Annotated in this window: 16 protein-coding genes and 2 pseudogenes; 10 read left to right on the forward strand and 8 right to left on the reverse strand. The window is 60.4% G+C overall.

The features are described from left to right. The first annotated feature begins 118 nt into the window (after positions 1 to 118). Positions 119 to 1,111 carry a tripartite tricarboxylate transporter substrate binding protein gene (locus tag DTS01S_RS24465; RefSeq protein WP_046239758.1) on the forward strand — a complete coding sequence of 331 codons (993 nt, stop codon included), beginning with the start codon at positions 119 to 121 and terminating at the stop codon, positions 1,109 to 1,111. A 246-nt stretch (positions 1,112 to 1,357) separates the two neighbouring features. Here DTS01S_RS24465 and DTS01S_RS24470 read toward each other — a convergent pair whose 3' ends face one another. From DTS01S_RS24470 to DTS01S_RS24480, 3 genes are all read right to left on the reverse strand, one after another. Then, positions 1,358 to 2,455 (reverse strand): DNA glycosylase AlkZ-like family protein, encoded by a 1,098-nt coding sequence (locus DTS01S_RS24470; RefSeq protein WP_061289277.1) that lies wholly within the window; start codon positions 2,453 to 2,455, stop codon positions 1,358 to 1,360. Positions 2,456 to 2,532: 77 nt separating this feature from the next. Then, positions 2,533 to 3,465, reverse strand: a complete 933-nt coding sequence (locus DTS01S_RS24475; protein ID WP_016454707.1) for a DUF4349 domain-containing protein — start codon at positions 3,463 to 3,465, stop codon at positions 2,533 to 2,535. 86 nt (positions 3,466 to 3,551) lie between these two features. Then, positions 3,552 to 4,379, reverse strand: a complete 828-nt coding sequence (locus tag DTS01S_RS24480; protein WP_061289280.1) for a hypothetical protein — start codon at positions 4,377 to 4,379, stop codon at positions 3,552 to 3,554. 367 nt (positions 4,380 to 4,746) lie between these two features. On the opposite strand from DTS01S_RS24480, the gene DTS01S_RS24485 reads away from it, so the two are divergent. From DTS01S_RS24485 to DTS01S_RS24495, 3 genes are all read left to right on the forward strand, one after another. After that, positions 4,747 to 5,991 (forward strand): SAM-dependent methyltransferase, encoded by a 1,245-nt coding sequence (locus tag DTS01S_RS24485; protein WP_061289283.1) that lies wholly within the window; start codon positions 4,747 to 4,749, stop codon positions 5,989 to 5,991. 499 nt (positions 5,992 to 6,490) lie between these two features. After that, positions 6,491 to 7,264, forward strand: coding sequence for an SDR family oxidoreductase (locus DTS01S_RS24490; RefSeq protein WP_061289286.1), 774 nt, complete (start codon positions 6,491 to 6,493; stop codon positions 7,262 to 7,264). A gap of 40 nt (positions 7,265 to 7,304) precedes the next feature. Beyond that, positions 7,305 to 8,237: a LysR family transcriptional regulator gene (locus DTS01S_RS24495; protein ID WP_034399772.1), complete on the forward strand. Its 933-nt coding sequence runs from the start codon at positions 7,305 to 7,307 to the stop codon at positions 8,235 to 8,237. Here DTS01S_RS24495 and DTS01S_RS24500 read toward each other — a convergent pair. Further along, on the reverse strand, positions 8,191 to 9,315 hold the full coding sequence (locus DTS01S_RS24500; RefSeq protein ID WP_061289290.1) for a sterol desaturase family protein: 1,125 nt from the start codon (positions 9,313 to 9,315) through the stop codon (positions 8,191 to 8,193). The two genes, DTS01S_RS24495 and DTS01S_RS24500, sit on opposite strands and share 47 nt — an antisense overlap. Positions 9,316 to 9,699: 384 nt before the next feature. Between DTS01S_RS24500 and DTS01S_RS30680 the strand changes: the two genes are divergently transcribed. Beyond that, positions 9,700 to 11,166 (forward strand): hypothetical protein, encoded by a 1,467-nt coding sequence (locus tag DTS01S_RS30680; protein ID WP_139223851.1) that lies wholly within the window; start codon positions 9,700 to 9,702, stop codon positions 11,164 to 11,166. Beyond that, entirely contained in the window at positions 11,156 to 12,091 is a 936-nt protein-coding gene (locus tag DTS01S_RS30005) for a DNA adenine methylase (RefSeq protein ID WP_074931838.1), read from the forward strand. The genes DTS01S_RS30680 and DTS01S_RS30005 overlap by 11 nt, the downstream gene beginning before the upstream one ends. A gap of 119 nt (positions 12,092 to 12,210) precedes the next feature. On the opposite strand, the pseudogene DTS01S_RS31560 reads toward DTS01S_RS30005, so the two are convergent. Continuing rightward, positions 12,211 to 13,151: pseudogene (locus tag DTS01S_RS31560) on the reverse strand (integrase core domain-containing protein). A gap of 432 nt (positions 13,152 to 13,583) precedes the next feature. Here DTS01S_RS31560 and DTS01S_RS30010 point away from each other — a divergent pair. Beyond that, complete coding sequence (locus tag DTS01S_RS30010) at positions 13,584 to 15,014, forward strand: AAA family ATPase (RefSeq protein ID WP_074931841.1); 1,431 nt, start codon at positions 13,584 to 13,586, stop codon at positions 15,012 to 15,014. Between the two features lie 41 nt (positions 15,015 to 15,055). Next, positions 15,056 to 15,877, forward strand: coding sequence for a DUF4435 domain-containing protein (locus tag DTS01S_RS30015; protein WP_169804704.1), 822 nt, complete (start codon positions 15,056 to 15,058; stop codon positions 15,875 to 15,877). A 145-nt stretch (positions 15,878 to 16,022) separates the two neighbouring features. Here the strand turns inward: DTS01S_RS30015 and DTS01S_RS31340 are convergent. Then, positions 16,023 to 16,196 (reverse strand): annotated as a pseudogene (locus DTS01S_RS31340) (helix-turn-helix domain-containing protein); the annotation flags it as partial. Positions 16,197 to 16,308: 112 nt separating this feature from the next. Between DTS01S_RS31340 and DTS01S_RS24515 the strand changes: the two are divergent. Next, positions 16,309 to 16,695 (forward strand): hypothetical protein, encoded by a 387-nt coding sequence (locus DTS01S_RS24515; protein ID WP_061289297.1) that lies wholly within the window; start codon positions 16,309 to 16,311, stop codon positions 16,693 to 16,695. A 37-nt stretch (positions 16,696 to 16,732) separates the two neighbouring features. On the opposite strand, the gene DTS01S_RS24520 is transcribed toward DTS01S_RS24515, so the two are convergent. Next, on the reverse strand, positions 16,733 to 17,083 hold the full coding sequence (locus DTS01S_RS24520; RefSeq protein WP_061289300.1) for an ArsR/SmtB family transcription factor: 351 nt from the start codon (positions 17,081 to 17,083) through the stop codon (positions 16,733 to 16,735). A gap of 263 nt (positions 17,084 to 17,346) precedes the next feature. Between DTS01S_RS24520 and fusA the strand changes: the two genes are divergently transcribed. Then, positions 17,347 to 19,449 carry an elongation factor G gene (gene fusA / locus DTS01S_RS24525; protein WP_061289303.1) on the forward strand — a complete coding sequence of 701 codons (2,103 nt, stop codon included), beginning with the start codon at positions 17,347 to 17,349 and terminating at the stop codon, positions 19,447 to 19,449. Between the two features lie 445 nt (positions 19,450 to 19,894). Here fusA and DTS01S_RS24530 read toward each other — a convergent pair whose 3' ends face one another. After that, positions 19,895 to 20,809, reverse strand: a complete 915-nt coding sequence (locus tag DTS01S_RS24530; RefSeq protein ID WP_061289306.1) for an inositol monophosphatase family protein — start codon at positions 20,807 to 20,809, stop codon at positions 19,895 to 19,897. Positions 20,810 to 20,960: the final 151 nt, after the last annotated feature.

Genomic DNA, 20,960 nt, shown 5'->3' on the forward strand with positions numbered 1-20,960 from the left:
TTCCTCGGTGCCCCCACTTCCAGGGCGTGCCTGCTTCCCGGCCAGTGGGTAGTGCGCTGCACCGTGAAAGCACGACTTCCAAAGACGACAGAACCCAAGATCGCAACGAGAGACAACCATGCATGCATATCCATCCCCCGCATCTCGCAGATGCCTGCTTTCGGCCTTCTGCGCGGCAGCGCTGGCGGCCGCAGCCGGCGCCCCGGCGCTGGCCCAGGGCACGGACGCGTTTCCCGAGCGGGAACTGACCCTGATCATCAATTACGGCGCAGGCGGCAATACCGACGTGGCCTCGCGCGCCATCGGCAATGCCATGGAGGGCCTGCTCAAAAAGCCCGTGGTGCCCAACAACCGCGCGGGAGCGCAGGGCACGCTGGGCGTCTCGTCGCTGGCCCGGCAAAAGCCCGACGGCTATACGCTGGGCGTGGTGACGTTTTCGACCATCGCCATCACGCCCCACCTCATGAAGGTGGACTACAAGGTCGATGACTTCGACTTCATCGCAGGCGTGGCCCGCTACCGCTATGGCGTGGCCGTGCGCGCGGACTCGCCCTACAAGACCATGGCCGACCTGGTGGCCGCGTCCCGCCAGGGCAAGGGCATCTTCTTCGGCGCGCCGTCCGCGCCCAACAACCTGGCCATGTACGAGCTGGGGCGCAAGACGGGCGGCAGGTTCGAGGAGATCAACTACAAGTCCGGCGCGGAGACCGTGGCCGGCCTGATCGGCGGGCAGGTCGATGTCATCGTGCAGAACCCCTCGGACATCGTCCAGCACGTCAAGGCCGGAAAAATGCGCCTGCTCGCCAGCGCCAGCCCCATGCGCTGGAAGGAGTTGCCCGAGGTGCCCACGCTCAGGGAGCAGGGCTACGACGTGGAGATCGACTCCTGGATCGGCCTGGCCTACCCCAAGGGCGTGCCCCCGGCCCTGCGCGACAGGCTGGAGCGCGTCGCCATGGCCGCAGCCGAAGGTCCCCAGGTCGCGCGTGTCTTCGAGTCGGCGGGCGTGGACCCGGCAGCTCTCACCGGAGCCGAATACCGCAGGAAGCTGGTCCAGGGCCATGAGTCCATGGGCGCGGCCATCAAGGCAGCGAATCTGCCGCGCATGAACTGAGGGCGGTCCGGCGGCCTGCCGGCCTTGATGCACGGGTGCTGCTGCAGCATGTGCCGAAAGACCATGAAAGGCCGCTCGTCGGCGGGGGAGCGCTCGCGCCCGCTCCCTGCGTTCGCTGTATCGGTCCACCAGGTAGCCTGTGCAGTCAAGCCGGTGCAGTCCGGTGCAGTCTCGCGCGTCAGCTGGGTGAACTTGACCAGTTCCCCCAATCACGTACACCGCGCGCAGGGGGCGAGTGCCTGCATCTCAGCGCGGCGCCAGGAACAGCTCCATGCGCTGCAGCTCCTCATCCAGCGCGCTGCGAAAGGCGGCATCGCCGGGCGCCGCGCCGGCCACATAGCCGAATGACGGCTCCAGCCGGCCGTCGCGCGCCTGCAGGTTGGCCCAGCCGATCACATGGCCGCGCCAGAGCATGGGCAGGGCGTAGTAGCCCAGCTGACGCTGAGCTGGTGGCGTATAGGCCTCGAACTTGTAGGTCCAGCCCCAGAGCAGCGTGAAGCGGCGCCGGTCCCAGACCACGGGATCGAAGGGCGCGAGCAGGCGCAGCCGCTCGTCGAAGGCATGGCGGCGCGAGCGCGGGTTCTCGTCGGCGGGCCAGTACCAAGTGGTTCCGTCGATGCGGCAGCTGGCCAGTTGCTCGCGCGCCAGCCGCAGCGCCACCTGGGTCTGCTGCGCCAGGTGGGGCGCGCCATAGCCCAGCAGGCGCACCAGGTAGGTGAGGCTGGGGGCTGGCAGCGGTGCGTATTTGCGCACCACCAGGTCGATCAGCGCGGCGGCGCGCCGGGCGCTGGCGGCGGGGCTGTCGTCGGCCGGCGGGTGGGCGATGGCCTCGTAGACGCGCGTGCCGCTGTCGCGGCGCTTGACCCGCAGCAGGCCGCGATAGTGCATGCCGTCGAGCAACTGCGTGCTGGCGCTGCCCGAGCCGCCCCAGTAGTTCTTCACGCTTCCGTGCGAGAAATGCTGCTCCACCTCGCGCGGATGCACGGCGCCGCGCTCGCGCACGAAGGCCAGCACCTCGGCGGCCTTGCGCTGTGTCTCGGCATCCCAGGCCTTGCGGGCCTGGCGCGGGTGCATCAGCGCCAGGTGCTCACTGGGCAGAAAGCCGTAGTTGACCAGGCAGTCCTCGTCGATCGCCAGGCGCGCGTAGCGGCGTTCCAGGTCGCCGGCGCGGTAGTCCTTGACGCGGTGGCGCAGCGTCAGGTCCTGCGCCCGGGCCGGCGCGCGGATCGGGTCTGCCTGCACAAAGCCCAGGCGCTGTATGGCCGCAGGCAGGGTGGTCGGCGTGAACAGGGTGCGCGCCACGGCATGGCGGCGCAGGTCGTCAAGGCTCGGTTCGGTGGGCATGGCTTGATTGGAGCACGGACGGGCCGCCGGGCTGGCTGGTCGCCGTGCCGCCGTACCTCCTGACCCTGCCGTGCCGCTCAGGCCTTCCTGGCACGCCTGCGCCGCCACAGCGCGCGCAGCACCCAGCCCAGCGGCAGCACCACCAGCACCAGCCAGGGCAGCACGGCCGCCACGAAGGTGATCAGCGCGGCCATGCTCTCGCCCAGCACATGGCCGGCATCGCGCAGCGCGCGGCCTATGGGGCTGTAGCTGGTGCCGCCCTGCACCAGGGCGCGGGTGGGCGTGAACTGGATCTGTATGTGCTGCTTGCTCGTCTGCTGCTCCAGCACCTTGCGCTGGGCGGCCATGGCGTCCAGCTCGGCCTGCGTGTCCGACAGCGTGCGCTGTATCTCCAGCAGGTCGGACATGGTGCGCTTGGTCGTGGTGTCGCGCAGCATCAGGCGCAGGCTGTCGCGGAACTCGGTGCGGTTCCTGATGCGCGCCTCCACGTCGATCACCTCGGCCGTCTTGTCCTCGCTGATGGTGTTCTGCGACACGATGGTGGCCACGCCGGCCAGCGTGCCCAGCAGCCGCTGCACATCGGCCGGCGCCACGCGCATCTCCAGCATGGCGTTGCCGGGCTGCTGGGGCGTCTCGCGCAGCAGCGATGCCGACAGCAGCTCGCAGCGCAGCGTGGCACACAGGTCGCGCACCTGGCCCCAGGCATCGGCCAGCTGCGCCTGCGGCACTTCCACGTTCAGCTCCTGGCGCACGGCCAGGAAACGCTGGGCCATCTCGTCCTGCGCCGACGTCTCTGGTGCGGCTGCTGCCGCATCCTCGGCCTGCACGGTGGCGGCGCGGCCTTGCTTCATGCCGGCGCCGCCCGCCATGGGCGCGGGGGCGGGCGCAGATTCCAGGGCTGCCGTGTCATGCCGCTGGTTGCAGCCCGCAAGGGCCAGCGTGGCAGCCAGTGCCAGCACGGCCGGCAATGCCATGCGGGAGGGCAGAGTGGAAGGCCGGGGATGCGTCATGAATTTCCTCTTGAAAACAGGCAAGAACAGGCCGCTGTCAGGACTCAAAGCTCAAGGCTCAAGGCTCAGGGCTCAGGGCTCAGGGCTCAGGGCCTGCCGCCGGGGCCGAACATGGTGTCCACCTCGGACTGCAGCTCGAAGATGTCGGACACCGTGTAGAGCCAGTCGCCCTTTTGCAGATGGCCCGGGTCCGGCGGCGTCTCCACGCAGGCCTTGACCAGGGTGAACTGGCCGGCCGGGTCGGGCAGGAACTTCAGGCCCGATATGGAAAACCGCGCCACCCGCCCCACGCCATCGTTGTAGCGCCGGCCCCGGGCGCGCACGTCGGCCAGCTCCGCCATCTGAGGCACGTGGTCGTACACCGCGTCATAGAACTCGACGATGGGGCTCTGGTTGGTCCGGGCGCAGCCGTGCACGTACAGGGCGTAAAAGCGCCCGTCCAGCTCCATGGCCACCACGTCGGCTGCGCGGTAGAAAGTCAGGCTGTCGGGCAGGCCCGGCGAGCGCTTGGGCGGCGCGGGCGGCGTGTCCAGGAAGTCCTGGCGGATCTGCGCCGACTTGCGAAAGAAGTCATCGCTGAGCGCCACCTCGGCATTGAGCACATCGATGGCCGTGCGCGCGGCCGCGTTCAGGCCCGCGTCGGCCAGGCCGTTCCTGTGCAGCACGATGGCCAGGGCCAGCGCTGTCTTGTGCCGGTACAGCGCCGTTGCCTTGGCGTCATCTGCCTGCAGCACGCAGCTCCAGCGCCGCAGCAGGGGCGGCAGGGCATGGCCGCCGTAGTTGGCCGCGATAGCGGCATCGTGCCGGCCCAGCGCAAACGTGCGCGCCATCACGCGCGCCACGTCTTCCTCCAGGGTCTGCACCAGGGTGTCGGCTGCCAGCTTGGACAGCGCCTGGGTATGGGTCATGGCCATGGCGTCACTGGCTCCAGTTCGATGGCAGGTTCCTGAAATCCGGCCGGCCGTGGCCGCCAGTGCTGCGTTGTTCGTTGCGGTGCTCGATGCAGTGTTCGATGCTCAGGTCATGGACTTGCATGGGTCTGTCGCTGGCGCCTTCGCGCCGGGGCAGTTGGAACGCCGGCCAGTGTGCCCCAAGCCGGGCCGCTGGCGGGGTGCGGGCACCATCGGGTCTGTATCGATCCGCTACCGGCGCGGGCTGCCGTGCTGACGTCTTGCCGTCACATGAAGCGGCAAGACTCGTCATTTGCTTTTCATGCGGTTCATGCGGTTCATGCGGGTCATGTCAAAAGGGGGGGCGCTGCCAGCCCCGGGGAGATGCACGATGTTCTGGGACAAGAAGCTCAGGCGCTGGGCCGAGGCCGTGCGTGCGCGGGCCGATCTGCCGGCGCGGCTGGTGCTGTGGAATGGCGAGCAGTTCGACTTCGGCCGCTTCGAGCAGCCGCGGGTCACGCTTACCGTGCGCAGCGCCTCGGCCCTGCCGCTGCTGCTGGACCCCAGCCTGGACCACCTGGGCCAGGCCTATGTGAAGGGCCAGATCGACATCGACGGGCGCCTGCCCGACATCATCGACTTCGGCTATGCGCTGGCGCGCCGCATGTCCAAGACCCAGGGCGCGGGCAAGGGGCCGGGGCGGCTGGCGCTTGCAGCGCGCGCGGCAAGGCGCTTTCGGCACAGCCGCAGCACGGACCGCGAATCCATCCAGTACCACTACGACGTGTCCGACGACTTCTACCGGCTCTGGCTGGACGAGGGCATGGTCTACTCCTGCGCCTACTTCGAGAACGGCGACGAGGACCTGACCACCGCCCAGCGCAAGAAGCTGGACCACATCCTCACCAAGATCCGCCTGCAGCCCGGCCAGCGCCTGCTGGACATCGGTTGCGGCTGGGGCGCCCTGGTGCTGCGCGCGGCCCAGCACTTTGGCGCGCACTGCGTGGGCGTGACGCTGTCGCGCAACCAGTTCGAAGCGGCCACCGAGCGCGTGCGCGCCGCAGGCCTGGCCGACCGCATCGAGATCCGCCTGCAGGACTACCGCGACGTGCAGGGGCGCTTCGACCGCATCACCAGCGTCGGCATGTTCGAGCATGTGGGCCGCCGCAACCTGCCCATGTACTTCGCGCACATGCGCGAGCTGCTGGCCGATGACGGCCTGGCGCTGAACCACGGCATCACCTCCACCGATGCGGACGTGGGCGCCACGGCCCTGGGCGGCGGTGCGTTCATCGACCGGTATGTGTTTCCTGATGGCGAGCTGCCCCACCTGAGCCTGGCGCTGGAGGCCATGCAGCGTGGGGGGCTGGAGGTGCTGGATGTGGAGGGGTTGCGGCGTCATTACGTGCGCACGTTGCAGTTGTGGCTGGAGCGGTTTGAGGCTTGTGTGCCGGAGATTCGGGCGTTGGTGGATGAGGAGAGGTTTCGGATCTGGAGGGTGTATCTGGCGGGGTGTGCTTATGCGTTTGAGCATGACGATGTGTCTATCTTTCAGGTGGTTTGTCGGAGGGCGGGGCAGGGGGCTGCTTCGTTGCCTTGGTCGCGGCGGTATATGTACGAGCGGACCTTGTCGTGAGGCTTGTCTTATTCGTCTGGCGTGACGCGGGTTTGGCTTTTTGACCCTGCCGGGTGGTGTTTTTTCGAGGCCGGGTCTCGGCCCGGCGGTCGACCTACTTTCCTTTGTTTCGCCACCGGTACGCCGGCCGAAGGAAAGTAGGCAAAGCAAAGGCGACCCGAATGCCCACGACCCCTTCGCTGCGCTGCGGGGCAACCTGCGTCGGGTCGCCTGCGGGGTTCGCCGTGAAACTCACTTCGCGCTGCGCGCTACGTTCAGACAATCACGGCGAGTCAGATGACGAAGCAGTCCTGTCCTTCGGCAGGACTGCAACCCCGCAGGCGGCCCGACGCAGGCGCGGGCATACGGGAGGGGGAGCGGAGCGGGCTGCCGGGGGCAGGAGCCGCTGGCGCGGCTGATTGTTCTGGTTTTCTGGATGATCCATCCCGGCTGCGCGGGTTTATCGCGGGGGGCTGGCTGCCTAAGCTGGGTGCTTCATCCAAGCACAAGGAGCGTTTCCATGGCAGACCATTCCATTCGCGGCAAGGTGGCGCTGATTGCAGGCGGCGGCAAGAATCTGGGCGGGCTGATTGCCCGTGATCTGGCGGGGCACGGCGCGCGGGCCGTGGTGGTGCACTACAACAGCGAGTCTTCCCGGGCCGAGGCAGAGACCACGGTGGCCGCAGTGCGTGCGCTGGGCGCAGAGGCCGTGGCGCTGCAGGGCGACCTCACGCATGCTGGCGCTGTCGAGCGGCTTTTTGCAGAGGCCGTGGACGCCGTGGGCCGGCCGGACATTGCCATCAACACCGTGGGCAAGGTGCTCAAGAAGCCGCTGATGGAGATCAGCGAGGCGGAGTACGACGAGATGGCTGCCGTCAACGGCAAGTCGGCGTTTTTCTTCCTCAAGGAGGCGGGGCGCCATGTCAACGACCACGGCAAGATCGTGACCCTGGTGACCTCGCTGCTGGGCGCGTTCACGCCGTTCTATTCCTCCTACGCGGGCACCAAGGCGCCGGTGGAGCATTTCACGCGGGCGGCGGCCAAGGAGTTCGGGGCGCGGGGCATCTCGGTCACGGCCGTGGGGCCGGGGCCCATGGACACGCCGTTCTTCTACGGCCAGGAAGGCGCGGACGCCGTGGCCTATCACAAGAGCGCGGCGGCGCTGTCGCCGTTCTCGCCTTCGGGGCTGACGCATATCGAGGACGTGGTGCCCTTCATCCGCCACCTGGTCAGCGACGGCTGGTGGATCACCGGGCAGACCATCCTCATCAACGGCGGCTACACCACCAAGTAGGCCAAGTGGAAGGACCGCTGCACGGACTATGCTGCGTCCCATGGACCGACTCGACCGATACCGGATCTTCATGCAGGTGGCCGAGATGGGCAGCTTCATCAAGGCCGCCCATGCGCTGGACCTGCCGCGCGCCACGGTGTCCGCCGCCGTGCAGCAGCTGGAAGAGCAGGTGGGCGCAAGACTCCTGCACCGCACCACGCGCCAGGTCAGCCTCACGGCCGATGGCGCCCAGTTGCTGGAGCGTGTGCGCCCGCTGCTGTCAGAGGCCGAGGACGTGGAGCAGATGTTCCAGGCCCGCACGCGCCAGGCCACGGGCCGGCTGCATGTGGACGTGCCCAGCCGCATCGCGCGCCGCCTGCTGGCGCCCGCGCTGCCGGGGCTCATGCGCCGGCACCCGGGGCTGCAACTGGTGCTGGGTTCGTCAGACCGCGCCATTGACCTGGTGCAGGAAGGCGTGGACTGCGCCGTGCGCGTGGGCACGCTGCATGACAGCAGCCTGGTCGTGCGCCCGCAGGGCTGCATTGCCCTCATCAACTGCGCCAGCCCCGCCTACCTGCGCGAGCACGGCCTGCCCGAGCAACCGCAGGACCTGCTGCACGGCCACTGGAGCGTGGGCTATGCCTCGCCGCGCACGGGGCGGGAACTGCCGTGGGAATGGAGTGGGGCGAGCGATGTGGATGGAGTGAATGGAGTGGATGGGCCGCAGACCCTGGCCGTGCCCAGCCGCGTGGTCACCAACAATGCAGAAAGCTACATCGCCTGTTGCCGCGCCGGCCTGGGGCTGATCCAGATCCCGCGCTATGACGTGCAGCACCTGCTGGACACGGGCGAGCTGGTGGAGGTGCTGCCCGCCCACCGCGCAGCGCCCATGCCCGTGGCGCTGCTGTACCCGCACCGCCGCCAGCGCTCGCGCCGGCTGGCGGTTTTCATCGACTGGTTCGAGGCGCTGATGCGGCCGAACCTGGAGCCGTAGGCGCAACCCCGGCCGCCCCAGTCACCGCAGCCGCCCCTGCCGCAGGATGGGGCTGGGCCCCGTCGTCGTCATGAATGGGCCGGTAGCCGGGCCCGAAGGACACATCGCCCAGCCGCCAGCCCTCGCGTCGGCGAAACGCCCCCCAGAACCGCTTGAGCGTATGCCACTGCATGGCGACCAGCCCGCGCTCGTTGTCGGCATCCACCTCGGGGTCGCTCACGCCCGTGGGGCGCACGGGCTCGTCGGTGTACAGCGCCGTGCCAAACAGCATGTCCCACCAGGGCAGCACCTGCCCAAAATTGCAGTTGTGGCGCGTGGGCCGCTCGGGGTCGCGCAGCATGTGGTGGTGGCGGTGGAACAGCGGGCCCACCAGCACCCGCTCGCCCACGCGGCCCAGCCAGCCCAGGCGCAGCCGCACATTGGCGTGCGAGAAGTTCTGCACCAGCTCGCTGAGCAGCCCCAGTAGCGCAAACTCCGAAGGCTCCACGCCCATCGCCAGCCCCACCGTGGCCAGGATGAAGGACTGCAGCATGCCGTCCAGGTAATGGCTGCGGTCATTGCTCCAGCAGCTCATCTGGCGCTGGCTGTGGTGCATGCTGTGCATGGCCCACCACCAGGGAATCACGTGCTGGGCGCGGTGCATCCAGTAATACACCAGGTCGTAGACCACGTAGTACACCAGGAACAGCGCCACCGGATGGTCCGCAAACCACGGCACCCAGTGCTTGAGCCCCGTCGCCTCCTCGGCCGCCGGCCCGCCGCCCAGCATGCTGGCAAACGGCATCAGCACCAGAAAACTGAACAGCGGAAACAGCCCCAGCAGCATCAGCAGCGTGTAGTTGCGGTCCACCGTGGTCAGCCGCCGGTCGCTCCAGCGCTCGGCCGGAAACAGACTCTCCAGCGGCCGCATCACCCCCGCGATCAGGAACAACTGCAGCCCGGCAATCAGCACCGCCTCGGCAATCTCACGCGGATCACCGGTCGCCTGGGCGATGTCCAGCCAGTGAACGGTGGGGGTTACGGCGTGGGTGGCGAGCCAGGTGATGGCTGCCTGCCACAGCTCGGTCAGTGAAGTCATGTCTTGTGCCTGCAAGAAGGGCCGGGGGAGGGCTGGGGGTTGCGGGCGGGATTATGGGGTGGGGGTGTGGAGGGAGTGTGTGGGGGCGGCGCGTATGGTGATGCCAATGGAAGTGGGCAGCAACCTCTTGCCCCTGCTACAGACATCAGATGTCTGTTGTGCAGCGATTACTGATGTTCATGTCTGAATGCTACTTGGCGGGCACTGCTCCATATCAGTCGTCCAGGAACTGATGGTTGTAGCTGCGGGAACATTTCTGCATGAAAGTCAACATACGTGGGTTGGCTGTGCCCTTTGGCCCTCACGAAGAGGTGACACAACGGGCCGCCTAGGCGAAGGCGTCTGGGGGGCGCTACACTCGTAACAAAATACTATGGAGCACCCATGGCACAAGCGCAGTGGAAAACTCAAAATTTTAATCCTAAGAAACTCCAACTTGACCCGCATAATCCGCGTATTGAAGTTGAAAAAAGTGTTACTCAAGATCAAATTCGTTTGAAACTGCTTGAGCTTGAAGATGTGCTGGATTTGGCTCGGGGTATTGAGCGTAATAAGGGGCTTTTTTATGGCGAGCGTATTATCGTGGCCGAAGAAGCTGGGAAATTTTTTGTTCTTGAAGGTAATCGGCGAGTGACAGCTTGTCAGATGCTACTTAGTCCTGCACTTGTTCCTGAACACTACAAAACACGTTTTCCCAAGGCCTCCGCAGAAACGAAAGCTGGTATCAGCTCCATTCAGGCGGATGTCGCTCCAAATCGAGCGATGGCTGAGCCTATCCTGACAAAGCGACACACTGAGCGAAGCGCGAAACCTTGGTCACCAGTGGCCAAGATGCGCCGGGCCGTGCGCTTATTGGACACCCATTCAGTAGAGGAGGTCGCACAGCTGCTTGGTACATCCGTCGGGCAGGTCCGAAAACTTATCAGGCCCTATCGACTCTTAAAGCTGGCACTTGAACTTGACACATGGACTCCTGATGAAAGGCGTGTTCTTGAAGATGAGAAACTAAAAACAAATCCATACACCCGCTTGTTCACTCTTACTGCTACTAAGGATGCTCTACGAGTTCATTTTGATGAAGATCAAAATATTGTTAGCGCACTCGCTCCGGAGAAATTTCAGAGTGAGCTAGAACGCATTTCTCGTGATTTCTTGCTTCCAGATCCTGCAAATGGTGGTAAGCCCAAGTGCGATACCCGCACTGATGCTACAGAGTATTTTGCGGATCTTCTTGCTGAAAATAAAGCTCAAGGTTGGAATCCGAATATGGCACCGGTTAGGACAACCAGGGGTGCATCTGGGGAAGCCGGTAGTAGTAAGCCTGCAGCCGTACCGATGACGTCACTGCCGATCGCGAAGCCTCCAGGAGTTAGCCAAAGTGCTGCGTCCCAACCTCAAGCTCCGAGGGCATCGGTGTTCTTCGAGAATCTGCAATGCCATGTCCAAGACGATATATTGATAAAGCTTTCAGGCGAGTTGAGGAGTGTGAACCATGTCAAGATGCCCGTCGCTGCATCCCTGCTTTTGCGAGCCATGTTTGAAGCTGCCCTTGTCTACCGCATACGGAAGGCTAAAAAGTGGGGGCACGTGATGGCCGCCTATACACGAGGGAAGCAGCCCGGTCGTGACCCAGGTCTTAGTGACTTGATTACATTTGCATCTGTGCATGCTAACGGCGTTTTCCTGGAGCAGAACATGTGCAAGACCTTGGCAGCCGGGACCACAAAAAGTGCCAAAATTTACTTGGATTCCATGACACATATGAAATTTCAAGAGGCTGATCCGCTGACCTTGGCTTCTGTTGCAAATAATATTCGTGCAATTATTCAGTACATTCTCAATGGCAACTAAAAAAGCACGACCTAAGATTGCGAGCCTCTTTTCAGCAGCTCGCATAAGTCCTCTCAGATATCCTGGAGGTAAGTCACTCTTGTCTTCCTATGTTGGTGGTGTGTTGGAAGAGAACCTTCTCGCTGGCTGTACCTTTTATGAGCCTTATGCAGGAGGGGCATCCGTCTCTCTAGACCTCTTGCGTATGGGTTTCGTGGATAAGGCGGTTCTGATTGAGCGAGATCCGTTGGTATATGCATTCTGGTATTCGGTTTTCAATAATACAGAAGCTTTATGTAAAGCAATTGAAGCGTGCGACATAACACTTGAGACGTGGCACCTTCTTCAAGATACCAAATTGGTGGACGATCCAGCAAAGTCAACCTATACGCTTTTGGAGCTCGGACTTTCCGGATTATTCTTCAATAGAACCAATTTCTCTGGAATTATTGGAGCTGGTCCAATCGGGGGGCAAACACAGCAATCGGCTTATAAGATTGATTGCCGCTTTAACAAGGTGGCGCTGATTAAGCAAATTAAGATATTATCTCTTCTGGCATCTCAGGTATCCGTTGTTTTTGGTGATGCATTGACTTACTTGCGTAAGAATACTGAAAATATTTCTGCAGGATTTTCATTTGTATATATAGATCCGCCCTATTACATACAAGGCAGAAGGCTCTACCGTCATAATTATACTGATTCGGACCATGAGATGCTGGCTACGTATATAACATCGCAGGGCTATCCGTGGCTTGTTAGCTATGACGATCATCCTCGTATTCGAGAGCTTTATGCATCGAAGCAGGTGCAACCAATTTACTTGGATTATAAGGTTAAGACGTCTAGAACCGCGCAGGAATTACTCATATCGAATTTGGTTATTCCTCCGCCTGTCTATGCAGGTTCTCCCAATTTGGAGCCATTGATGGTGCCGATGGAGTAAATATCTCAGCCAGACGATCCTGTATAGCCAGCTTGGTCGGAGTGACGTAGCTTCATATTTGATAACGTCGCTTGGGATCCAATCACGTCATCAGGCGCAAGCTACCCTGATTATCTACTTCATGAAGGTCTACTCCGCCTGTTCAGCACCACAGTGAGATGGTGCCGATGAACTATAAGCGGCTTGGCTCTTTTCCTATGCCTCGCACATCGCTCAAAATGGTGTTTCCACCTCAGCGCCTTCAAGTGCTTGCCGAAGTTGAATTCCTGGACATGCTCCCTTAGCTGCTCCAAACCCTCGTACTCATACTCCTTTATGGCCCGCTTCATGCGCTCGAGCATGCCGTTCGTCCAGTGATGGTAGGGCTTGGAATGCCTTTTCTCGACGCTATTGAACTTCCAGATTGACCGATGCATGTGTCGGTAACTGACGTCGCCTCTGAAGCGCTCTTGCCCTGTAAAGGCCATGCTGCTGTCCGTCAGAACGGAATGTATGTGGTACGGAAAGGTCACAAACACTTGTCGAAGGAACTGTGCTGCATTGGCTTCGTGGTCCTACCAAAGAACGCGACGTGCGTGAATTTTGTCACGCGGTCTATGGCGACAAACAACATGTGCTGTTTGCCGCTGGAGATCTTCATTTCGGCGCTGTCGATGTGCACGAAGCCCAGCGTCGTTTCTTCAAACTTTCCGTGCCTTCGTGGCAGGTGCGTTGCGGGCTGTCGGCTGATTTCGTGACGCTGCAGGCATCGATGCAAGGCGCTAAGGCTGAGCTCGGGTGCTGCTGTTTCCAGGAGTCGCCCCATGAGATCGTCCAGCGACAGATGCCCTTGCTTGCATAACGCAATTGCCAGGTGTTCTTGCTCTTGGGATAGCTGGCTTGCTCTGTCCTGAGGATCCATGAGCTCATCGAGCACAGAGGCTCACACACGCCACTTGGCCAAGGTCTTGGGTTTGAGGCCGTAGAGCTTGGCCAAGGACCGATGGGAGCCGTTCGCTAGTTGGAGTTCTGCGCGGATATGCGGCACCGTACTGGCGCTGCCATTCAGGCGGATTGCCATAGTGCTTTCTCCTGTTCCAAGCTGAAGAATGCACTGCCTGGGACCGGGCATCAAAAAATGTAACATAATTGACAAGATGTTGTATCTGTTGGTACAAATAGGTCGAACAGTATCCATGCTTCAAAAAATGGTTTTACTCAACGACCTTTGCCCAGACCCATAGCTTGTGGAGCAATTTATGAAGTCCTCTTTGATAGGTGCTTCCATCTCTATCTGCTGGAGTGGGCTGGGCTTTAGCAAAGCTGTAAGATTTAAGATCCAATTTGGAACTTCGAAGGGCAATAGCTTGACTACGACTAACTTCAAGCCATGAGAAAACCAAATCTTAGCTTCTTGAAAGAGATTTATTTATATTTCCGATTGAATCAGGCGAATACGTTTATTTGATCTGATTTTATCGATGCCTAGTTGCTTGAATCTACCTTTGTATATATGAAAATTCGATCACTTATTGCCACAAAAGTACACGGTTATCTACCGATAAGAATTAACTTTCATGAAGACTGTACTTTTTTAATTGGGCTGAATGGTGCTGGAAAAACATCCGCACTCAGGTTATTGACAGCAATGATGACTCCGAGTTTGGAGGAGCTGGCATCTATAGACTTTGAGTATGCGGAGGTTAAAGTAACTCATGGTGAAAAAACGCTAAATATAATCGCCAAAAAACACAGCGGCGAGATGACCTTGTCGTTGAGTGATGTCGCCGATGAATTGAAATTAACTGCAGCTCATCTGCAGTTCCTTGTTGATAGCAAATACCGAGAGGTAGGCCTCTCTCCAATCAAAGAATTAATTCAAGCGAACTTGGTCTATAAAATACTGAGATCTTTGCCAACGCCCATTTTTCTAGGGATTGAACGTCGGACAGCGTGGAGCGCCAATGCCGAAGAACTTGATGATCGGCAAAATCGATCAGCAATTAATCGCTGGATTTCTGTTGATTACCCTGGTTCCCATTTGAATGTGGGCTTAGGTGGATTTGGCGAAGTTAATCAGTTGGTTCGGAGTAAGGTTGCAGAAATACGGGCTGCTCAGGTCAAACTCGATGACGCACTACGTATTAAGTTTTTTACAAAAGCATTTGAATATAAGCCGACAAAAATGTTTGATGGCAAGGTTCAACTGCCGTCACGAGAAGATCTATCGAAGTACAGAAGTCAGCTTGGCACCATTGAGCGCGTCGCTGAAAATCTAAAGTTGCCGGCGCCAGAGATGACTGCAACATTAACTCAATTCTTTGATCAGATGAGTCGCGTCGTAAGCACGATGGAAACGCAAATGAATGCGAGACGGCCTGTGATAAAGACTCGCGGACCTTTAGGCCGGAAAAAATGGGAAAATCCTCCAGTACGCACTAGTGAACCGATTCCCGATAAGGACTTCGTTGAATGGCTGGTTAATAGTCCTCAAGCGGATAGAGTTATTGATAGTCTGGAGTTGTTCAATAGTCACGAACAAGAAAGAATAAAGTTGAATGCTCCCATTAATGGATTTCTCGATCTGTTGAACGGGTTTTTTTCGCAAACAAATAAAATAGTGGAAATTTCAGACACGGGAAATCTTGTTATATACCAAAAGCTCAAAAATTCTCCACGCACGCTGAGTGCATTGGCGTCGGGGGAGCGTCAGCTGCTAAATATTATTGGTCATTTGATTCTCAATCCTGATCTGATAAATAGCGGAGTATTTATGGTGGATGAGCCGGAGTTGTCGCTACATATTGCATGGCAAGAGCGGTTTGTTGACGCCATCACTGCGGCCAATCCTAAGATTCAGTTTATTATGGCAACGCATTCGCCTGCAATTGTATTGGATCGTGACGAGAAATGTATTGAGTCTTTAAATAATTTTGATCTATGAAGTTAGCCTGGCCAACCCGTGCATTCGGGACAATTAGGAAAATGTTTGAACCACTTCAGGATGTTGATATTTATGTTGAGGATAAAGGAGATGAGACATTTTATAAGAATCTCCTCACTCGAATTTTTGGAGAAGAAGTGAAGATTGCAAAGATTTTTGCAAGAAATGGTCGCGCTAATGTAATTTCTGCATTGATGGAGCACGATCACAACGCGCGCCGCGCTCTATTTATTATTGATGGCGACTTGGAATTTGTGAAGGCGCTGCCAAAACCACATAGTTCTCCTGCATTGCACAGGCTAGATGCTTATTGCATTGAGAATTTTTTAATATGCCAGCAAGCAATTGTGAGAATTATGATGGAGGAAATCGATGCAGACCAAGAGTTGGCAAATAAACAGGCTTCGTTTGCCGAGTGGATAAGTGAGATAGAGAAAAATTTGACAGGTCTATTTGCTGCATTCGCAGTCCTTCATAATGTTGATCCGACAAAAGCTACCGTATCTATGGGTGTTGGACCATTGTGCAAGCAGGTCGGAAGGAATTCGGTGCTTTGCGAAGTGAAAGTCCAGGCAAAGATTAATGAAATCTTGGGACTCGCATATCAAGTGGCCGAAAAAGAAGATGTTGATAATTTATATATCGAGATGCTAGTAAATATTAGATCTCAACAACATCCCCATAGATCTGTGTCGGGTAAAGATTTTCTCCTTCCACTATTGATGTTCAAGTTGCATTCGATGAATTGCAAAGTGTCCTATAAAGTGCTGCGGCGCAGGCTGGCGCTCTCATGTGATCTGAATTCCTTTCATAGACTTAAGGCCGACGCGTTGCACATTGCCAGTGGTCATGCAATTCTTTAATGGAAATATGATCTGCTGATTCAATCACTAACGTCTTCTCAGATTATGCGAGAACTCCCCAGTCGCAGAGTAGAGGTAATTTATTATCGCCAACTGTTTCGAGGGTGGGAGAATCACCACGTCAGTCGCCCTGCAAGCTGGGTGCCTAGCTGCCAGTCCCCAACATCCCCTCAGCCCTCCCCATCACCTCCGCCGCACCACACCCCAGCCCCCGCGCAATCTTGAACACGATGACCAGCGTGGGCATGTGCTCCCCACGCTCCATCTTGCCCATGTGAGAACGCTCGATGTCGGCGAGGTTGGCTAATGACGGCTGGCTTTTGAAGCCTGTGCTGATCGTTTGCCCCCCGGCTATGAGTTAAAGAAAACGTGGCCCAGTTCTCCCCGCGAACCAAGAATTGTGAGCCATGACTCACGCTCAACCAGGTTCGATGGGGCCAGCAACCTTCGCCACCACTCCCAAACCCAACCTCGACGACCTGGCCATCGACGCCGTCCTGCACCTGGGCGCTGCCCTCGAAGTGCTGGAGCTGCACGCTAGCCACAAGGTCACAGCCATCAACTGCGTCTGCCGTGACCTGCTGCGCATCTACTACGCCAAGGCAGATCAGGCGCAGTCGCTTGAGCCGCAGGACAAGGAGCTACTGGGCCTGCTGCACGACACGGCGGTGGATTTAGGCTATGCCGTCGTGGTGGTGGACCATCTGAATGGCGATGAGGCCGATGACCCCATCCTCTATGCCGTGAGCTATCTGCTCAAGGCGGCCAAGCGGTTTGCGGATGAGGGCGTTGCTGCGGCGCTTGCCGTGAAGGGGTAGGGCGCGGGGCTGCCGCCTGCGTTGCAGGGGCGGGGTTTCAAGGGCAGGGTTTGAGGTGCGCTGCTGTGGTCTGTTCGGTGAGCGGGTCTTCGGCCACGGCCTGCAGCAGCGCGTCCAGCAGGCCGGGAAAGCGCGCATCCAGGTCTTCGCGGCGCAGGGAGAGCAGGTTTTCGCGCCCGTCCGGGCGCTGCCAGATCACGCCGCTGTCGCGCAGCACGCGCCAGTGGTGGGTCATGGTGGATTTGGACTGGCCTTGCAAGAGCGAGCCGCAGGCGCGCTCATGGCCTGCGGCCAGCGCGCGCACCACGGCCAGGCGCAGGGGGTTGCCCAGGGCGTTGAGCAGGTTTTCCAGGCGTATCTGTTCGCGGTCGGGGTGGTTGGCAAGCATGAATCGTCCAGTCGATGGGGCGCCACTGTGCCATGGAAGCAATGCCGCACGTCGCTGATGCGGCGTGGCGCGGGCAGTTATCTGGCAGACAGGGGCATGGCGTGGTGAAAACATGAATCGTTCTGCAAGAAGTTGCGGAAGATAGTACGATTGTCTTCGTACATTCCAATTGTCATCAACCCTCATTCAACCCCCGCGAGAATCCGACCCTTCGAACCGGCAGATCACGCACTTACGCTTTCGCAGCACCCAGGAGTCCTTTCATGGCCCGCCATACCCCCATAGAACGCTATCGCAACATTGGTATCTCCGCGCACATCGATGCCGGCAAGACGACCACGACCGAGCGCATCCTGTTCTACACCGGGGTGAGCCACAAGCTGGGCGAGGTGCACGAGGGCGCCGCCATCATGGACTGGATGGAGCAGGAGCAGGAGCGCGGCATCACCATCACCTCGGCGGCGACTACCTGCTTCTGGAAGGGCATGGACGGCCGCTTTGACCAGCACCGCATCAACATCATCGACACCCCGGGCCACGTGGACTTCACCATCGAGGTGGAGCGTTCCATGCGCGTGCTCGACGGCGCCGTGATGGTCTATGACGCCGTGGGCGGCGTGCAGCCGCAGTCCGAGACGGTCTGGCGCCAGGCCAACAAGTACAAGGTGCCGCGCCTGGCCTTCGTCAACAAGATGGACCGCACGGGCGCGGATTTTCTGCGCGTGCGGCAGATGATGATCGACCGCCTCAAGGCCAACCCGGTGCCCATCGTGCTGCCCATTGGCGCAGAGCAGCAGTTCACCGGCGTGGTGGACCTGCTCAAGATGAAGGCCATCATCTGGGACGAGGCCACGCAGGGCATGAAGTTCGAGTACCAGGACATTCCCGCAGCCATGGTGGCAGACGCCAGGAAGTGGCGCGAGTCCATGGTGGAGGCGGCTGCCGAGGCCAGCGAAGACCTGATGAACCGCTACCTGGAAGAGGGCGACCTGCTCGAGGCCGACATCCTGCGCGGCCTGCGCCTGCGCACCATTGCGGGCGAGATCCAGCCCATGCTGTGCGGCTCGGCCTTCAAGAACAAGGGTGTGCAGCGCCTGCTGGACGCCGTGGTCGAGCTCATGCCTTCCCCGCTGGAGGTGCCACCCGTGGAAGGCCATGCGGAAGACGGCTCCATCATCGTGCGCCATGCCGATGACAGCGAGAAATTCTCTGCCCTGGCCTTCAAGCTGATGACCGACCCCTTCGTGGGCCAGCTCACCTTTGTGCGCGTGTACTCGGGCGTGCTCAACAAGGGCGACAGCGTGCTCAACTCCGTCAAGGACAAGAAGGAGCGCATTGGCCGCATCGTGCAGATGCATGCCAATGAACGCCTGGAGGTCGATGAAATCCACGCCGGCGACATCGCCGCCTGCGTGGGCCTGAAGGACGTGACCACGGGCGAGACCCTGTGCGACCCGTCCGCGCCCATCGTGCTGGAGAAGATGGTCTTCCCCGAGCCCGTGATCGCCCAGGCCGTGGAGCCCAAGTCCAAGGCCGACCAGGAAAAGATGGGCATTGCCCTGTCGCGCCTGGCGGCCGAAGACCCGTCCTTCCGCGTGCGCACCGATGAGGAATCGGGCCAGACCATCATTGCCGGCATGGGCGAGCTGCACCTGGAAATCATCGTGGACCGCATGAAGCGCGAGTTCAACGTGGAAGCCAACGTGGGCAAGCCCCAGGTGGCCTACCGCGAGACCATCCGCAAGAAAGTCACCGACGTGGACGGCAAGTTCGTGCGCCAGTCAGGCGGCAAGGGCCAGTACGGCCACGTGGTCTTCACGGTGGAGCCGCAGGAACCCGGCAAGGGCTTCGAGTTTGTCGACGCCATCAAGGGCGGCGTGGTGCCGCGCGAGTACATCCCTGCGGTGGAAAAGGGCGTGGTAGAGGCATTGACCAGCGGCGTGCTGGCCGGCTACCCCGTGGTGGACGTCAAGGTCACGCTGACCTTCGGCTCGTACCACGACGTGGACTCCAACGAAATGGCCTTCAAGATGGCGGCCATCTTCGGCTTCAAGGAAGCTGCCAAGAAGGCCAGCCCCGTCATCCTGGAGCCCATGATGGCCGTGGAAGTCGAGACGCCGGAGGACTACGCCGGCACCGTCATGGGCGACCTGTCCTCGCGGCGCGGCATGGTGCAGGGCATGGACGACATGGCCGGCGGCGGCAAGTCCATCAAGGCCGAAGTACCCCTGTCCGAAATGTTCGGCTACGCCACCTCCCTGCGCTCGCAAACGCAAGGCCGTGCCACCTACTCCATGGAGTTCAAGCACTACGCCGAAGCACCGCGCAACGTGGCCGAGGCGGTGATCAACTCCAGGGCGAAGTAACAGGCCAGAAGGGCGGCAGGCAGCGGGCAGCATGCTGCCCCTGACCCTGGCCCCCTCTCACCCCTCCCGTATGTCCACGCCTGCGTCGGGCCGCCTGCGGGGTTGCAGTCCTGCCGAAGGACAGGGCTGCCTCGTCAACTGACTCGCCGCAGTTGTTTGAACGGAGCGCGCAGCGCGCAGTGAGTTCTGCGGCGAACCCCGCAGGTGGCACGACGCAGGTTGCCCGCAGCGCAGCGAAGGGACGTGGACATTCGGGTCGTCTTTCTTTGGCCTACGTTTCTTTGACGAATCAAAGAAAGGTAGGTCGGCCGCCGGGCCGAGACCCGGCCTCGAAAAACAACCCCCCGGCAGGGACAAAAACAAGCGCCCCGTCCCAAATCCAAAGGCTCAACGAAAAACAGCTCCTTGAAGGAGCTGTTTCAAAGAGAGCCAGGAGAAGCCGAAATCAGGCCTCAGGCTGCTGCTCAGACTCAGCAGCCTCCACATCAGCAGCCGGAGCCGCCTCACCAGAATCCGCCAAAGCCTGCCGCACACCAGCCTTCTCACCAGCCGAAGCAAACTTGCTGTACTTGCCAACGATGCCGACCAGCGCACCATAGATGCGCGGATTGCCCGCCAGGCATTCCTTCTGCTCCAGGAAATCCGCCTCACCCGTGAAGTTGCCGACCAGGCCACCAGCCTCGGTCACCAGCAGGCTGCCGGCGGCCACGTCCCAGATCTGCAGGCCGCTTTCAAAGAAGCCGTCGGCAAAGCCGGCTGCCACGTAGGCCAGGTCCAGCGCGGCGGCGCCGGGGCGGCGCACGCCTGCGGTTTCCTGCATCACGTCGCCCAGCATGTTCATGTACTGCTTGAAGTTGTCGCCACGGCGGAAGGGGAAGCCGGTGGAGATCAGGCTGTCCTTGAGCTGGATGCGCTTGGACACGCGGATGCGGCGGTCATTCAGGTAGGCGCCGCGGCCGCGCGTGGCGGTGAACAGGTCGTTGCGCGAGGGGTCGTACACCACGGCATGCTCCACCTTGCCCTTGAAGGACAGGGCAATGCTCACGCAGTACACGGGGAAGCCGTGGATGAAGTTGGTGGTGCCGTCCAGCGGATCGATGATCCAGACGTAGTCGGAGTTCTTGGCGCCGAACTCGTTGCCCGATTCCTCGGCCAGGATGCCGTGGCCCGGGTAGGCGCCCAGCAAGGTTTCGATGATGGCCTGCTCGGCCGCCTTGTCCACCTCGGTCACAAAGTCGTTGACCTGCTTTTGTGCGACACGCACGGATTCCACGTCAAGAGCCGCGCGGTTGATGATGGCGCCGGCGGCGCGTGCGGCCTTGATGGCCACGTTGAGCATGGGATGCAGGTTGGTCGACATAGATTGTGAGGCGTTGGCGGAGCAGCGGCTGTGCAAGGAGAGGACGGTCCTCTCTGGCAAAAGCAGGCTGTTTGACGCGGGTAAGAACGGAAAAAGCCGCGTCCGGCGATGCGGGGCGGCGACAATAGCGCGCAATTTTACCCGCCTTGTC

This window comes from Delftia tsuruhatensis NBRC 16741 (assembly GCF_001571325.1).
Lineage (GTDB): Bacteria > Pseudomonadota > Gammaproteobacteria > Burkholderiales > Burkholderiaceae_C > Comamonas > Comamonas tsuruhatensis.

What these genes read in the sequence shown, in the direction of transcription:
- DTS01S_RS24465 (WP_046239758.1), top strand. Translation starts at nt 119, where the DNA reads ATGCATGCATATCCATCCCCCGCATCTCGCAGATGCCTGCTTTCGGCC.
- DTS01S_RS24470 (WP_061289277.1), bottom strand. Translation starts at nt 2,455, where the DNA reads ATGCCCACCGAACCGAGCCTTGACGACCTGCGCCGCCATGCCGTGGCG.
- DTS01S_RS24475 (WP_016454707.1), bottom strand. Translation starts at nt 3,465, where the DNA reads ATGACGCATCCCCGGCCTTCCACTCTGCCCTCCCGCATGGCATTGCCG.
- DTS01S_RS24480 (WP_061289280.1), bottom strand. Translation starts at nt 4,379, where the DNA reads ATGGCCATGACCCATACCCAGGCGCTGTCCAAGCTGGCAGCCGACACC.
- DTS01S_RS24485 (WP_061289283.1), top strand. Translation starts at nt 4,747, where the DNA reads ATGTTCTGGGACAAGAAGCTCAGGCGCTGGGCCGAGGCCGTGCGTGCG.
- DTS01S_RS24490 (WP_061289286.1), top strand. Translation starts at nt 6,491, where the DNA reads ATGGCAGACCATTCCATTCGCGGCAAGGTGGCGCTGATTGCAGGCGGC.
- DTS01S_RS24495 (WP_034399772.1), top strand. Translation starts at nt 7,305, where the DNA reads ATGGACCGACTCGACCGATACCGGATCTTCATGCAGGTGGCCGAGATG.
- DTS01S_RS24500 (WP_061289290.1), bottom strand. Translation starts at nt 9,315, where the DNA reads ATGACTTCACTGACCGAGCTGTGGCAGGCAGCCATCACCTGGCTCGCC.
- DTS01S_RS30680 (WP_139223851.1), top strand. Translation starts at nt 9,700, where the DNA reads ATGGCACAAGCGCAGTGGAAAACTCAAAATTTTAATCCTAAGAAACTC.
- DTS01S_RS30005 (WP_074931838.1), top strand. Translation starts at nt 11,156, where the DNA reads ATGGCAACTAAAAAAGCACGACCTAAGATTGCGAGCCTCTTTTCAGCA.
- DTS01S_RS30010 (WP_074931841.1), top strand. Translation starts at nt 13,584, where the DNA reads ATGAAAATTCGATCACTTATTGCCACAAAAGTACACGGTTATCTACCG.
- DTS01S_RS30015 (WP_169804704.1), top strand. Translation starts at nt 15,056, where the DNA reads ATGTTTGAACCACTTCAGGATGTTGATATTTATGTTGAGGATAAAGGA.
- DTS01S_RS24515 (WP_061289297.1), top strand. Translation starts at nt 16,309, where the DNA reads ATGGGGCCAGCAACCTTCGCCACCACTCCCAAACCCAACCTCGACGAC.
- DTS01S_RS24520 (WP_061289300.1), bottom strand. Translation starts at nt 17,083, where the DNA reads ATGCTTGCCAACCACCCCGACCGCGAACAGATACGCCTGGAAAACCTG.
- fusA (WP_061289303.1), top strand. Translation starts at nt 17,347, where the DNA reads ATGGCCCGCCATACCCCCATAGAACGCTATCGCAACATTGGTATCTCC.
- DTS01S_RS24530 (WP_061289306.1), bottom strand. Translation starts at nt 20,809, where the DNA reads ATGTCGACCAACCTGCATCCCATGCTCAACGTGGCCATCAAGGCCGCA.